Source organism: Rhizobium sp. Rhizsp42 (genome assembly GCF_047304155.1).
In the GTDB taxonomy this organism is placed as follows: domain Bacteria; phylum Pseudomonadota; class Alphaproteobacteria; order Rhizobiales; family Rhizobiaceae; genus Rhizobium.
Genome location: NZ_JBGLYS010000028.1, coordinates 64536 through 76882, shown reverse-complemented (window position 1 = coordinate 76882; position 12347 = coordinate 64536). Strand labels below are relative to the sequence as shown.

Annotated in this window: 13 protein-coding genes; 11 read left to right on the top strand and 2 right to left on the bottom strand. The window is 63.7% G+C overall.

All coding sequences use genetic code 11. The annotated features are described in order from the left end of the window. Positions 1-15 precede the first annotated feature (15 nt). The 3 genes from ACCD05_RS23180 to ACCD05_RS23170 all read left to right on the top strand — a co-directional run bounded on the left by ACCD05_RS23180 (position 16) and on the right by ACCD05_RS23170 (position 4416). The gene (locus ACCD05_RS23180; RefSeq protein ID WP_413395652.1) at positions 16-465 is read left to right on the top strand and encodes a rhodanese-like domain-containing protein; all 450 of its coding nucleotides are present in this window, start codon (positions 16-18) and stop codon (positions 463-465) included. Positions 466-547: 82 nt separating this feature from the next. Beyond that, complete coding sequence (locus tag ACCD05_RS23175; RefSeq protein ID WP_413395612.1) at positions 548-1606, top strand: glycosyltransferase family 4 protein; 1059 nt, start codon at positions 548-550, stop codon at positions 1604-1606. A 224-nt stretch (positions 1607-1830) separates the two neighbouring features. Then, positions 1831-4416 (top strand): HWE histidine kinase domain-containing protein, encoded by a 2586-nt coding sequence (locus tag ACCD05_RS23170; RefSeq protein ID WP_112980387.1) that lies wholly within the window; start codon positions 1831-1833, stop codon positions 4414-4416. Here ACCD05_RS23170 and ACCD05_RS23165 read toward each other — a convergent pair. Further along, on the bottom strand, positions 4411-5067 hold the full coding sequence (locus ACCD05_RS23165; protein ID WP_018897122.1) for a TetR family transcriptional regulator C-terminal domain-containing protein: 657 nt from the start codon (positions 5065-5067) through the stop codon (positions 4411-4413). The two genes, ACCD05_RS23170 and ACCD05_RS23165, sit on opposite strands and share 6 nt — an antisense overlap. Between ACCD05_RS23165 and ACCD05_RS23160 the strand changes: the two genes are divergently transcribed. The 5 genes from ACCD05_RS23160 to ACCD05_RS23140 all read left to right on the top strand — a co-directional run bounded on the left by ACCD05_RS23160 (position 5066) and on the right by ACCD05_RS23140 (position 8827). After that, a complete protein-coding gene (locus ACCD05_RS23160) occupies positions 5066-5353 on the top strand; it encodes a hypothetical protein (protein WP_413395610.1) in 288 nt (95 codons plus the stop codon). The two genes, ACCD05_RS23165 and ACCD05_RS23160, sit on opposite strands and share 2 nt — an antisense overlap. 11 nt (positions 5354-5364) lie before the next feature. Continuing rightward, positions 5365-6618: a Zn-dependent hydrolase gene (locus ACCD05_RS23155; protein ID WP_413395608.1), complete on the top strand. Its 1254-nt coding sequence runs from the start codon at positions 5365-5367 to the stop codon at positions 6616-6618. A gap of 49 nt (positions 6619-6667) precedes the next feature. After that, entirely contained in the window at positions 6668-6871 is a 204-nt protein-coding gene (locus ACCD05_RS23150; protein ID WP_018897120.1) for a hypothetical protein, read from the top strand. Positions 6872-6988: 117 nt separating this feature from the next. Continuing rightward, positions 6989-8443, top strand: a complete 1455-nt coding sequence (hydA, locus tag ACCD05_RS23145) for a dihydropyrimidinase (RefSeq protein WP_413395605.1) — start codon at positions 6989-6991, stop codon at positions 8441-8443. A gap of 3 nt (positions 8444-8446) precedes the next feature. Further along, positions 8447-8827, top strand: coding sequence for a hypothetical protein (locus ACCD05_RS23140; protein WP_413395603.1), 381 nt, complete (start codon positions 8447-8449; stop codon positions 8825-8827). A 2-nt stretch (positions 8828-8829) separates the two neighbouring features. Here ACCD05_RS23140 and ACCD05_RS23135 read toward each other — a convergent pair whose 3' ends face one another. Further along, on the bottom strand, positions 8830-9243 hold the full coding sequence (locus ACCD05_RS23135) for a cupin domain-containing protein (protein WP_047514486.1): 414 nt from the start codon (positions 9241-9243) through the stop codon (positions 8830-8832). 95 nt (positions 9244-9338) lie between these two features. Between ACCD05_RS23135 and ACCD05_RS23130 the strand changes: the two genes are divergently transcribed. From ACCD05_RS23130 to ACCD05_RS23120, 3 genes are all read left to right on the top strand, one after another. Then, positions 9339-10127, top strand: coding sequence for an ABC transporter ATP-binding protein (locus ACCD05_RS23130; RefSeq protein ID WP_413395650.1), 789 nt, complete (start codon positions 9339-9341; stop codon positions 10125-10127). 207 nt (positions 10128-10334) lie between these two features. Beyond that, positions 10335-11219 (top strand): ABC transporter permease, encoded by an 885-nt coding sequence (locus tag ACCD05_RS23125; RefSeq protein ID WP_413395600.1) that lies wholly within the window; start codon positions 10335-10337, stop codon positions 11217-11219. Continuing rightward, positions 11216-12337, top strand: a complete 1122-nt coding sequence (locus ACCD05_RS23120; RefSeq protein WP_413395598.1) for an ABC transporter permease — start codon at positions 11216-11218, stop codon at positions 12335-12337. Before ACCD05_RS23125 ends, ACCD05_RS23120 begins: the two co-directional genes overlap by 4 nt. Positions 12338-12347: the final 10 nt, after the last annotated feature.

Genomic DNA, 12347 nt, shown 5'->3' with positions numbered 1-12347 from the left:
GACCCTATGACCGACATGATCCTCGAACCACAGCCCGCAACCCAAGCCGCGACACCAAGCTACGTCGCCGAAACTCCGGCCGCGGCACCGGAGGCAATCGCCGCCTACTATGCCCGCAAGCTCGCCTTCGAGACCGATTGCTGGGACGTTCACGCCTCGCTTGCATCAGGGCGCATCGACTTCGTCCTCCTCGACGTCCGCTCTCCCGCCATGTTCGCCCTGTCGCATGTGCCCGGCGCCCAGAACCTGCCGCACGGCAAGATGACCACGCACCGCATGTCCGCGTGGCCATCGGGCACGCTCTTCGTCGTCTATTGCGCCGGCCCACATTGCAACGGCACCGACAAGGCGGCCCTTCGCCTCGCCACGCTCGGCTACCGGGTCAAGGTAATGATCGGCGGCATGACCGGCTGGGCGGACGAAGGCTTCGATTTCGAAACCGGATCGTCCAACGCTACAGCATAACGGCGGGCATATGCGCCGAACGGGGAGATTGAATTTTCCGCGCCGGCGCGCATAGTCATCGCAGGCTGGAGAGGTGGCCCGCATGACCCGTCATATCGTTGCCATCGGCCCGCTGCCGCCGCCGCTTCACGGCTTTTCCTTCGCCACCGCGGCGATGGTGGAGCTGCTCTCGGAAGACCATACCGTCGTCACCAGCAACCTCTTGCCACCGGCAGGCGGTTCCCGCCTCTGGCGGCATCCGGCGAAGGCAATCAGGGTCTTCGCCGCGCTCGCCAGCCTTGCACGCGAGCGCGGCCATGCCGACAAGGCCTGCTACCTCGCCTGCGACGGCGGCTTCGGCCAGCTCTATACGCTGATGCTGGTGGCGTTCGCTCGGCTCTTCGCCTACCCGACCTACCTTCATCACCACAGCTTTCGCTACATCGACCAGCCGAGCTTGACCATGCGCGCCATCCTGGCGCTCGCCGCTCCCGACCTCACCCATGTCTTTCTCTGCGGCATGATGCGCGACCGCTTCACCGACGCCTATGACCGGCGCCTGCACACCGCCATCATCTCCAACGCCGCCTTCGTGCCCCCGCAAAGCGAGGACGCGGTTATCCCCGCCCGCCCACTGACGATCGGCATGCTCAGCAACCTCAGCCGGGCCAAGGGGCTAGAGACGTTTCTCGATCTGCTGCGTCAGGCGATCCTGCAGGGCTTGCCGATCCGCGCCATCCTCGCCGGCCCGGCGACTGACAGCACCGACCGCGCCATGATCGACGCGGCGCTGAATGAATTCGCGGGCGCGCTCGATTATCGCGGCCGCGTGCTTGGCGACGACAAGGCGAAGTTCTACCGCGATATCGACGTCTTCGTCTTCCCGACGACCTACGCCAACGAGGCCCAGCCCCTGGTCGTCTTCGAGGCAAAGGCGGCCGGAAACGACGTGATTGCCTTTGATCGCGGCTGCATCCGCAAGCAGCTCGATGAGACCGACCTCCTCATCCCCGCCGATGGCGCGTTCATGGAAATAGCCATCGCCTGGCTCTCGGAAATCCCCTCGGACGACAGGCGAGACCAGCGAAGACATGAGGTCCGGCAGGTCTACGAGATCAGGCAGAAAACCGCGCGCAAGCAGGCGAAGTCCTTGATGCAGTGAAATTTCCGGCCCGGCGGGTGGAAATCCGGATGGCTTGACGCATATTTTCAATCCTGCTCATTAGAGATCTATCTCGCGTCCCGAACCGAAAACTGGAAATCCCACAGCATGCCCCCTTGCAGCGCGCTTCGCGCCCACACCAGCGATTGCCACGCAGCGGCAGACGTTTTTCCAGTTCGCCCGATGGCAGACGCTGCCCCGCATGATCGGGAGCATGGTCCATCGTGAGCGAGAATTCGAGCGAGAATTTCGGCAAGGTCGACCTTACCAATTGCGACCGCGAACCCATCCATCGTCTCGGCGCCATCCAGCCTTTCGGCTTTCTGCTGGTCGTGTCATCGGACTGGATGGTGGCGCGCGCCTCCGCCAATCTCGAACATTTCGTCGGCATCGCCTGCGATGAGATCATCGGCCAGCCCGTGTCGCGCGTCATCAGCGGCAAGACCATGCACACGCTGCGCAACCGGCTGAGCATCATGCGCGGCCCCGACGTGGTGGAGCGCCTCTTCGGCATCGAGCTTTCCGAAGGCGGCCCGCTCTTCGACATCGCCATCCACATGAGCGACGAGCAGGTGGTGATCGAGGCCGAGCCCTCGCAGGAGGGCGCGCAAGGCGGCTCGCCGGTGTCGATCCGCAGCATGATGGGCCGTCTCGACCAGGCCGAAACGCTGGAGGCCTTCTTCCGCGAAGGCGCCCGCCAGGCCCGCGCGCTCACCGGCTTCGACCGCGTCATGGTCTACCGCTTCGATGAAAGCGGCGCCGGCGAAGTGGTGGCGGAAGCCGCGCGCGCCGGCATCGGCTCGTTCCTTGGCCTGCATTACCCGGCCTCCGACATTCCCGTGCAGGCGCGTGCGCTCTACACCCGCAATCTCTTCCGCATCATCGCCGACATCGACGCAGTCAACGTGCCGCTTGTGCCTGAGATCGATGCGCATGGGCGGTCGCTCGATCTCTCCATGTCGATCCTGCGCTCGGTGTCACCCATCCACATAGAGTATCTGAAAAACATGGGCGTCGGTGCCTCGCTGTCGATCTCGATCGTCGTCGACGGCAAGCTCTGGGGCCTGTTTGCCTGCCATCACTATTCCGCCCGCCTACCCTCCTTCGAGCGCCGCACGACATCGGAGCTGTTCGGCCAGATGTTTGCCTCAAGGCTGGAGAGCCGCGAGCGGCGGCTTGCGCTCGAGTTCGAAACCAAGGCCCGCCAGATCGCCGACCGGCTGCTGACCTCGGTCGCCGACAATGCCAGCCTGCTCGACGATCCCTCCTGGCTGATCGATGCGCTGGCCGACGCGATCCCGGCCGATGGCATCGGCGTATGGATCAACGGCCGCTCGGCGCTGAACGGCATCACGCCGTCGCAGGCCGAATTCGGCGAGCTCGTCCGTGTCCTCAACCGCAACTCGGCCGGCCGCGTGTTTTCGACCGACAGCATCGCCGAGACATGGCCGGGGACGATGTCCGGCGACATCGTGGCCGGGCTGATCGCCATTCCGATCTCGCGCTCGCCGCGCGACTACGTGGTTCTGTTCCGCCAGGAAATCGTGCGCTCCGTGCGCTGGGCGGGCGATCCGCACAAGCCCGTCGAATACGGCCCGAACGGTCCGCGCCTGACGCCGCGCAAGAGTTTCGAGACCTGGTCCGAGCTGGTGCGCCAGCACTCGCAGCCCTTCTCCGCCGCCGAACGCCGCGTTGCCGAAACCATTCGCGTCACGCTGATCGAGGTCGTGCTGCGGCTGACCGATGAAGCCAACGCCGTGCGCCAGCAGGCCAACGAACGGCAGGAACTGCTGATCGCCGAGCTGAACCACCGCGTGCGCAACATATTGAGCCTCATCAGCGGCCTGATCCGCCAGTCACGCGGCACGACGGACAGCACCGACGAGTTCATCGGCCATCTCGAAGGCCGCGTTCAGGCGCTGTCGCGCGCGCACGACCAGATCACCCGCGACCACTGGGCGCCGGCGCCGCTGCGCGCCCTGCTCCAGGCCGAAGCCGCCGCCTATCTCGGCCCGAATGCCGCGCGCATCATCATGAACGGGCCGGAAGTGCTGCTCGCGCCGCAGGCATTCTCCATCTCGGCGCTGGTCTTCCACGAACTCGTGACCAACAGCGCCAAATACGGCAGCCTCTGCGACAGCGGCACCGTCGGGGTCGATTGGCACAAGGACGACGCCGGCAATCTCGTCATCCACTGGCGCGAAAGCGATGGCCCGCCCGTCAAGCAGCCGACCCGCCAGGGCTTCGGCACCACGATCATTCGCCGCTCGATCCCCTATGAGCTCGGCGGCCAGGCGGATGTACGCTACGAGCCTGAAGGCCTTGAGGCGCATTTCCTGATCCCCGAGAAGTTCGCGACCTTCGCCGATGGCGCGGTCTCTCTGCTGCCGGAACAATCGCTGCAATCGGCCAAGGCCATTCTGGAGACGATCAAGGATCGGCCACTGGATGGGCTCGACATCCTGCTCGTCGAGGACAATCTCATCATCGCCATGGATGGAGAGGACATCTTCCTGCAGCTCGGCGCCCATAGCGTATCGCTTGCGCCGAATGTCTCGAACGCCTTGGCGGTCATCGACAACCGCAAATTCGACCTGGCCGTTCTGGACGTCCATCTCGGTGAGGAAACGAGCATCGCCGTGGCCGAAAGGCTGGCCGCGAAGGGCGTGCCGTTGATCCTGGCAACGGGTTATGGCGAAGGAGTATCGCAGGCCTATGGCGCCCTCGGTGCCAACCTGCTGCAGAAGCCTTATACGATAGAAAGCGTCGCAAGCGCCCTGTCGCGCATCGCGCCGATCGCCAAATCATGACGCAGGCTGGTTGGTCCGCACACTGAGACCATCCACGAAGAGCTGTTCGAGAAAACGCGCCGCGTCCTCGAACCGCCCCTCGCCGGATTGCCCCTGCCCGAGCACGGCGCGCACCTGCACGTCGAAGTCGGCGTAGTGCTGTGTCGTCGACCAGATCGAGAAGATCAGGTGGTAGGGATCGCACTTGACGATCTTGCCGGCCTTGGCCCAGGCGCGGATGACCGCGGCCTTCTCGTCGACCAGTTCCTTCAGCGGCCCCTTCAGCTCGTCTTCGATATGCGGCGCGCCCTGCAGTACCTCATTGGCGAACAGGCGGCTCTCGCGCGGAAAATCCCGCGCCATCTCAAGCTTGCGGCGGATATAGCCGCGGATCTCGCTCTCGGGATTGCCTTGCGCATTGAAAGCGCGCAGCGGCTCGAGCCAGGTGAACAGCACGCGGTCGATCAGCGCCCGGTGCATCGCTTCCTTGGTGCGGAAGTAATAGAGCAGATTGGGCTTCGACATGCCCGCCACCTCGGCGATCTGGTCGATCGTCGATCCGCGAAAACCGCTCACCGAAAACACATCGAGCGCCGCTTCCAGGATCTGTTCTTCTTTCTCCTCCTGGATGCGGGTGCGCCGCTGTGTTTTCGCAGCTCTCGGTATCGCCATGTCGCTAATTTTTCTCTTTCAAATTCAACTATTTCAGTCAACTTTAACAATCGGCGATCCGCTGCCGAAAAACCGGGCATATGCCCTGAATTTTGTCTGTATTTTTCCTGATTTTCGCCTTGAGCCCGACGCCGGAAGTTGTAATGTTTACCAGTCGGTCAAATTATCCGTCAGAAGCAAATCAAAGGCAACTGACGATTTTCAGACGCCAATAAAACAAACAAAGGCGCTGAAATTGGCCCCGGGAACAAGCGGACATGCTGACGCATGCCGCAAAAACTGGTGAGGAATACGGATATGGTGGCAGCACCAGGCGAGAACATGCGCGTCAACGGGGACCGTCTCTGGGACAGTCTTATGGACATGGCGAAGATCGGCCCGGGGATCGCGGGCGGCAACAACCGCCAGACGCTGACCGACGCCGATGCCGAAGGCCGCAGCCTCTTCAAGACATGGTGCGATGCAGCCGGCATGACCATGGGCGTCGATAAGATGGGCACGATGTTCGCGACCCGCCCCGGCACCGACCCCGACGCACTCCCCGTCTATGTCGGCTCGCATCTGGATACACAGCCGACCGGCGGCAAGTATGACGGCGTGCTCGGTGTGCTCGCCGCGCTTGAGGTCGTGCGCACCATGAACGATCTGGGCATCAAGACCAAGCACCCCATCGTCGTCACCAACTGGGCCAACGAGGAAGGCGCGCGCTTCGCCCCCGCCATGCTCGCCTCCGGCGTCTTCGCCAGCGTCCACGACATCGACTACGCCTATTCCCGCAAGGACCCCGAGGGCAAGACCTATGGCGACGAGTTGAAGCGCATCGGCTGGCTGGGCGAGGAAGAGGTCGGTGCCCGCAAGATGCACGCCTATTTCGAATATCACATCGAGCAGGGTCCGATCCTCGAAGCCGAAAACAAGCAGATCGGCGTCGTCACCCACTGCCAGGGCCTCTGGTGGCTGGAATTCACGCTGACAGGCCGGGAAGCCCACACCGGCTCAACCCCGATGAACCTGCGCGTCAATGCCGGGCTCGCGATGTCCCGCATCATGGAAATGGTGCAGGGTGTGGCGATGGGCGAACAGCCGGGCGCCGTCGGCGGCGTGGGCCAGGTCTTCTTCTCGCCGAACTCCCGCAACGTCCTGCCGGGCAAGGTCGTCTTCACCGTCGACATCCGCACCCCCGATCAGACCAAGCTCGACCGCATGCGCGCAAAGATCGAGGCCGAAGCCGCCAAGATCTGCGAGGCCCTCGGCGTCGGCTGCTCGGTCGAGGCCGTCGGCCATTTCGACCCCGTCACCTTCGACCCGAAGCTGGTCGACGCCGTCCGCAACGCCGCCGACCGGCTCGGCTACAGCCACATGAACATTATCTCCGGCGCCGGCCACGACGCCTGCTGGGCCGCCAAGGTGGCGCCCGCAACCATGGTCATGTGCCCCTGCGTCGGCGGCCTCAGCCACAACGAGGCGGAGGAGATCTCCAAGGAATGGGCCTCGGCCGGCGCGGACGTGCTGTTCCACGCGGTGGTGGAGACGGCGGAGATTGTCGGATGACCATGCAGCCGCTATATTCGATACCGGCTGAACTCGCGGAGACCATTGCATGTCTTCCTCTACAGAAAACCTCGTCCTTGAACACCTGCGCGCGATCCGCGCCACGCAGGATCGTCACTCGGACGACCTCATCGAGATCAAGGAGCGGCTTGGTTTTCTCGAACAGCAATATGCGAGCATCTCGCGGCGCGTCGATCGCATCGATGAACGCCTTGAGCGCGTCGAGCGCAGGCTCGACCTCGTGGAGACCTGAGCCAGCCTTCAACGAGCATTTTCCGGAAGGCGTATTTCATATTCATTAGACTGCTGGACACGGCGCGACGGCACCGTGAACGGTGCCCCGTCTTATAAAAAACAGGGAACCCGACCAATGAGCACAGTCATCAAGAACGGCACCATCGTCACCGCCGACCTGACCTACAAGGCGGACGTGAAGGTCGATGGCGGCAAGATCGTCGAGATCGGGCCCAACCTCTCCGGAACAGAGACGCTCGACGCCACCGGCTGCTACATCATGCCAGGCGGTATCGATCCGCACACCCATCTCGAAATGCCCTTCATGGGCACCTATTCTTCCGACGATTTCGACAGCGGCACGCGCGCGGCGCTTGCCGGCGGCACGACGATGGTGGTCGACTTCGCCCTTCCTGCCCCCGGCCAGTCGCTGCTCGAAGCGCTCACCATGTGGGACAACAAGTCCACCCGCGCCAATTGCGACTATTCCTTCCACATGGCGATCACCTGGTGGAGCGAGCAGATCTTCAACGAGATGAAGACGATCGTTCAGGACAAGGGCATCAACACCTTCAAGCACTTCATGGCCTACAAGGGCTCGCTGATGGTGAACGACGACGAGATGTTCGCTTCCTTCCAGCGCTGCGCCGAGCTTGGCGCGCTGCCGCTTGTCCACGCCGAAAACGGCGACGTCGTCGCCTCCATGTCGGCGAAGCTGCTCGCCGACGGCAATAACGGCCCCGAGGCCCACGCCTATTCCCGCCCCGCCGAAGTCGAGGGCGAGGCGACCAACCGCGCCATCATGATCGCCGATATGGCCGGCTGCCCTGTCTATATCGTCCACACCTCCTGCGAACAGGCGCACGAAGCCATCCGCCGCGCGCGCCAGAAGGGCATCCGCGCCTATGGCGAGCCATTGATCCAGCATCTGACGCTCGACGAGACCGAATATTTCGACAAGGACTGGGACCACGCCGCCCGCCGCGTCATGTCGCCGCCCTTCCGCAACAAGCAGCACCAGGACAGTCTCTGGGCGGGCCTCGCCTCCGGCTCGCTGCAGGTCGTCGCCACCGACCACTGCGCTTTCACTACGGACCAAAAGCGTTACGGCGTCGGTGATTTCACCAAGATCCCCAACGGTACCGGCGGCCTGCAGGACCGCATGCCCATGCTCTGGACCTACGGCGTCAACACCGGCCGCCTGACGATGAACGAATTCGTCGCCGTCACCTCCACCAACATCGCCAAGATCCTCAACATCTACCCCCGCAAGGGCGCCATCCTCGTCGGCGCCGATGCCGACCTCGTGGTCTGGGACCCGAAGCGCTCCAAGACGATTTCGGCCAAGACCCAGCAATCCGCGATCGACTACAACGTCTTCGAGGGCAAGCAGGTCACAGGCCTGCCGCGCTACACGCTGAGCCGTGGTGTTGTCGTCGTCGAGGAAGAGACGATGAAGACCCGCGAGGGCCACGGCGAGTTCGTCAAACGCGAGCCGGTGACCGCCGTCTCGAAGGCGCTCTCGACCTGGAAGGAAATCACCGCGCCGCGCAAGGTCGAACGATCCGGCATTCCGGCAAGCGGGGTGTGATCGATGGCACGCGGCAGGCTGGTTCTTACTCTCGTTTCGCTGGCCGCGCTGACCTCCGCGGCAAGCGCCGACACCTTGCCGATCAAGGGAAGCTACGGCAACAAGGATGGATGCGCCTACGCCAAGTCGGGCGAATCCACCGGATCGGAAAATTTCTTCCTCCTGACATCGGAAGCCATCACCACGGCGGCCTCCGCCTGCACCATCGAGAAGGTGCTGAAGACCGAGGGCAAGAACTTCACGGCCAAGGTCTCCTGCGAGGCCGAAGGCGAAGAAGCGGCAAGCGAGGACACGGCAAAGATCACCTATGGCTCGAAGGGCTACACGATCGGCTTCACGTCGGATGCCGGTATAAAGTGGGGGCCGCTGCCACTATGCAAGTGACATCACACCGGCACGTTCCCATCCAGCTCCGGCAACAACACGACGCTCTCCTGCTCGTTGGGATCGGTGCGCGCGATGATCGCCGTGCAGGGCGTGCTGCTGAGATTGGCCGGCAGGTGCGGCACACCTGCGGGAATGTAGAACAGCTCGCCGGCATGCACGATGACATGGTGCTCGAGGTCATCGCCGTACCAGGTGTGGGCCTCGCCCGACAGCATGTAGATCGCCGTCTCGTGCGCCTCGTGCAGATGCGCCTTGGCGCGCACGCCGGGCGGGATGGTGAGAAGATGCATGCAGATACCCTTGGCGCCGACCGTCTCGGCGGCAATGCCCTGGAAATAGCTCAGCCCCTGCTTTCCGTCGTAGGAATGGTCGGGGCGCACGATATGGCAGGTCGGTTTTGATGTCGCATCCATCGTCGTCCTCCTCAAAGCTTGCCGGCGCGGCCAAGACCGCCGCCCATGATATCACGCAAACCGCCGCCGCGCGGGGAAAACAGGATCGATCCGCATTGACGCAAGCAGCCTCCGTCGTATCCGCTAAGAACCTCTGCCTGACCTACCAGGCCAATGACGCGCCGGTGCATGCGCTGAGCAACGTCAACCTCGATGTCCGCAAGGGTGACTTCGTCTCCTTCATCGGCCCATCCGGCTGCGGCAAGACCACCTTCCTGCGCGTCATCGCCGATCTCGAGAAGAAGACCTCGGGCGATATCACCGTCAACGGCATGACGCCCGAGGAAGCCCGCAAGGCCCGCGCCTACGGCTACGTCTTCCAGGCACCGGCGCTCTACCCCTGGCGCACCATCGACAAGAACATCGCGCTGCCGCTCGAAATCATGAACTATCCGGCCGATGAGCGACAGAAGCGCATCGCCGAGGCGCTCGATCTCGTCGGTCTCACCGGCTTCGAGAAGAAGTTTCCCTGGCAACTGTCAGGCGGCATGCAGCAGCGCGCCTCAATCGCCCGCGCGCTCGCCTTCGACGCCGATCTGCTTCTGATGGACGAGCCCTTCGGCGCGCTGGACGAAATCGTCCGCGACCATCTGAACGAGGAACTGCTGAAGCTCTGGGCGCGCACCAACAAGACAATCTGCTTCGTCACCCACTCGATCCCCGAGGCGGTCTATCTCTCGACCAAGATCATCGTCATGTCCCCCCGCCCCGGCCGCGTCACCGACATCATCGACTCGCCGCTTCCCCGCGAACGCCCGCTCGACATCCGCGAGACCCCGGAGTTCCTCGAAATCGCCCACCGCGTGCGGGACGGGCTGAGAGCGGGGCATAGTTATGAGCATTAGAGGCTTGCACTCCGTGGCTACCCCCCTCTGCCCTGCCGGGCATCTCCCCCACAAGGGGGGAGATTGGCTGGGGGCATCCGCTCGCTCCACGCTCATTGTTTGGCTGAGAACGGGCCACGAGTCGATCTCCCCCCTTGTGGGGGAGATGTCCGGCAGGACAGAGGGGGGTAACTCACGGCACACCCTCGCCAATGCGAGGCAAGCCGCATGACCCCAGACACCCTCAAGGACAAGATCATCCCCGTAACCACCATCCTGGCCGCCCTCGTCGCCATCTGGTACGTCGCGGCCATCCTGATGAACGCCTCCTTCCAGCGCGACATGGACACCCGCGCCGGCCAGACTCCCACGACGATGGAGTTCATCGAGAAAACCCTCTCGCAGCCCAAACCCCTCCTGCCCGCGCCGCACCAAGTGGCGCAGAACGTCTTCGAGAACACCTTCCTGCGCAAGCTCACCAGCAACCGCAGCCTCGTCTATCACTCGGGCGTCACGCTCTCCTCCACCGTGCTGGGTTTCACGCTCGGCACGCTGCTCGGCATCCTGATCGCCGTCGGCATCGTCCACATTAAGGCGCTCGATCGCAGCCTGATGCCATGGATCATCACCTCGCAGACCATCCCGATCCTGGCGATCGCACCGATGGTGATCGTCGTATTGGGCGCCATCAACATCACCGGCCTGATCCCCAAGGCGCTGATCTCGACCTATCTCTCCTTCTTCCCCGTCACCGTCGGCATGGTGAAAGGCCTGCGCTCGCCCGAGGTCATGCTGCTCGACCTGATGCGCACCTATAACTCCTCACCCGCCCAGACCTTCTGGAAACTGCGCGTACCGGCCTCCGTGCCCTATCTCTTCACCTCAATGAAGGTGGCGATCGCAGCCAGCCTCGTCGGCGCCATCGTCGGCGAACTGCCGACAGGTGCGGTGGCCGGTATCGGCTCCAAGCTGCTCGCCGGCTCCTATTACAGCCAGACCATCGACATCTGGGCGGCACTGATCGCCGGCTCGCTGCTGGCGGCACTCCTGATCATGGTCGTCAGCATCGCCGCCAGGATCGTCGATCGCGCCATGGGCGGGAGGTCGGCATGAAGAACGCGTCCTGGCAGGCGCTCGTCGCCCTCCTCCTCACCATCGCGGCCGCGGCAACGCTGCCGCTGTTCTCCGCCACTTCGGGCAAGCCGCCATCGACAGGCCTGACGGCGATCACCTTCATCCTGATCGCGGCATCCGCCCTCATTTCCCTGCTGCCGCAATCGAAGACCAGCCGCGCGACGGTGCTCTTCATCGGCGCCCATGGTGGCGCATGGCTGCTGCTGTCGAGCCTCACGGGCAACGAAGGCTACGCGGCAAAACCCTTCTTCCTGCTGATGGCGGCCTGCTGGTTGCTCGCCTGGCGCACCGTCAGCGAGATCGTCGAGATCAGAACCAACACCCGCGCCGACGACACGGCATTGCGGCTCCTGGTGCCCGCCATCTTCGGCGCCTGGATCCTCATCCTCTGGGAAACCGCCACGCGCGGCGCCGGCATCCCCTTCGTCCTCCTGCCGCCGCCGAGCGCCATTGCAGCGCGCATCGTCGGGTCGCTCCCGATCCTCGGCGATGATGTCAGGCAGACGATCTTCAAGGCCGTGCTTGCGGGTTATGTCATCGGCTGCGGCGCCGGCTTCGTCGTCGCCATCCTCGCCGATCGCGTCGCCTTCCTGCGCCGTGGCCTGCTGCCGATCGGCAACATGGTCTCGGCCCTGCCGATGATCGGCGTCGCCCCGATCATGGTCATGTGGTTCGGCTTCGATTGGCAGTCCAAGGCCGCCGTCGTCGTCATCATGACCTTCTTCCCGATGCTGGTGAACACAGTCGCCGGCCTCGCCGCATCCGGTCCGATGGAGCGCGACCTGATGCAGACCTACGCCTCCAGCTACTGGCAGACGCTGCTGAAACTGCGTCTGCCGGCGGCCATGCCTTTCATTTTCAATGCATTGAAGATCAACTCGACGCTGGCGCTGATCGGTGCCATCGTCGCGGAGTTCTTCGGTACGCCGATCGTCGGTATGGGCTTCCGCATCTCCACCGAGATCGGCCGCATGAATGTCGACATGGTCTGGGCCGAAATCGCCGTCGCGGCGCTGGCAGGCTCGATCTTCTATGGCGTCGTCGCCCTCGCTGAGCGGGCGGTGACGTTCTGGCATCCGTCTATCCGTGGTGGCTAGGCGTCATTTA

Coding starts and splice junctions, on each gene's coding strand:
- ACCD05_RS23180 (WP_413395652.1), top strand. CDS start 16: ATGATCCTCGAACCACAGCCCGCAACCCAAGCCGCGACACCAAGCTAC.
- ACCD05_RS23175 (WP_413395612.1), top strand. CDS start 548: ATGACCCGTCATATCGTTGCCATCGGCCCGCTGCCGCCGCCGCTTCAC.
- ACCD05_RS23160 (WP_413395610.1), top strand. CDS start 5,066: ATGTCGCTAATTTTTCTCTTTCAAATTCAACTATTTCAGTCAACTTTA.
- ACCD05_RS23165 (WP_018897122.1), bottom strand. CDS start 5,067: ATGGCGATACCGAGAGCTGCGAAAACACAGCGGCGCACCCGCATCCAG.
- ACCD05_RS23155 (WP_413395608.1), top strand. CDS start 5,365: ATGGTGGCAGCACCAGGCGAGAACATGCGCGTCAACGGGGACCGTCTC.
- ACCD05_RS23150 (WP_018897120.1), top strand. CDS start 6,668: ATGTCTTCCTCTACAGAAAACCTCGTCCTTGAACACCTGCGCGCGATC.
- hydA (WP_413395605.1), top strand. CDS start 6,989: ATGAGCACAGTCATCAAGAACGGCACCATCGTCACCGCCGACCTGACC.
- ACCD05_RS23140 (WP_413395603.1), top strand. CDS start 8,447: ATGGCACGCGGCAGGCTGGTTCTTACTCTCGTTTCGCTGGCCGCGCTG.
- ACCD05_RS23135 (WP_047514486.1), bottom strand. CDS start 9,243: ATGGATGCGACATCAAAACCGACCTGCCATATCGTGCGCCCCGACCAT.
- ACCD05_RS23125 (WP_413395600.1), top strand. CDS start 10,335: ATGACCCCAGACACCCTCAAGGACAAGATCATCCCCGTAACCACCATC.
- ACCD05_RS23120 (WP_413395598.1), top strand. CDS start 11,216: ATGAAGAACGCGTCCTGGCAGGCGCTCGTCGCCCTCCTCCTCACCATC.